This is a genomic window from Streptosporangium sp. NPDC003464, from assembly GCF_053588315.1.
The window spans coordinates 1-1,009 of sequence record NZ_JBSFPS010000582.1 but is presented as its reverse complement, the minus strand read 5'-3'; the positions used below and the strand labels follow the sequence as shown (position 1 = coordinate 1,009).

General features: G+C 70.4%; 1 protein-coding gene. It reads right to left on the bottom strand.

Annotation, left to right across the window (positions count from 1 at the left end; translation table 11 throughout):
* Positions 1-992 (bottom strand): ParB/RepB/Spo0J family partition protein (locus ACWDS7_RS48720; protein ID WP_451934867.1); only part of this gene is annotated, 992 nt, incomplete at its 3' end.
* Positions 993-1,009: the final 17 nt, after the last annotated feature.

Here is a 1,009-nt window from a genome sequence, read left to right as displayed (position 1 = left end):
TGCTCACGCGCCGCGCACAACTTCGCTGCCTTCTTGGCCAGCGGGTGGGTCTTGGCCAGATAGTCGGGCTCCCACGACCAGGGCGTCACCGCCGACCCGGCCGCCCGGGCCTCCCGCGCCTTCTTCCTCAGTCGGCGGACAGCGGCGACAGCGTCGGTGGCGGTGAGCTCGCCGGTGCGGACTTTCTCCTTGGACGGCTCGTCGAGTTCCAGGAGCGCGAGGAGGTAGGAGACCGTTCCGGATCCCATGCCGGTCCGGGCGGAGATGAGCGCCCCGGAGTATCCCTGGTCGCGGAGCCGGCCGACCGCCTCGGCCTTCTCCATCGGATTGAGATCTTTCCTCTGCACGTTTTCGACGAGCATCACTTCGACCGCCTGGCCACCGCCGGTGACGTCGTAGCGGATGACGGCGGGCACGGTGGCGAGCCCGGCCTGGACGGCGGCGGCGCGGCGGCGGTGTCCAGCGAGCAGTTCGAAGTGGCCGGGCTTGTTCGGGTGGGGGCGGACGGTGACCGGCTGCAGGAGGCCCTGGGCGGCGATGCTCGCGGTGAGTTCGTCGACGTCGCCGACGTCGTCGCGGATGTTGCCTGGGTGGTCATGGATTGCGTTCAGGGGCAGCTCGGCAGCGAGTGGCCCGTCGATCGCGGCTGCGCCTTTCACCTCGGCCGGCTCGGCGGGAGGCTTGGGCTTCGCGGCCGTCTTGGTCACCGTCGGTCGGGCCGGGGTGGGGTCGGCCTCCTGGAACTGGATGGTGCGCGCAGTGTCTCCTCCGAGGAGCCCGCGGGCCCATGCGAGGTCGTTGAGGTCGACGGCGTCGGGGACCTGCACCTTGTAGCCGCGCTTGCTCGGGTCGTACACGCAGCCGTTCTTGTCGATCAGCCAGCCCCGCTGGCCTTTGGCGATGGAGTTGATCCGGCCGATGGGCCAGCCGGTGATCTCAGCGGCCTTGTGGGTGGGGTGGCCTGCGGCGAGGAGCGCGAGGGCCTTGGACATGTCGGGGTGCATGGTCG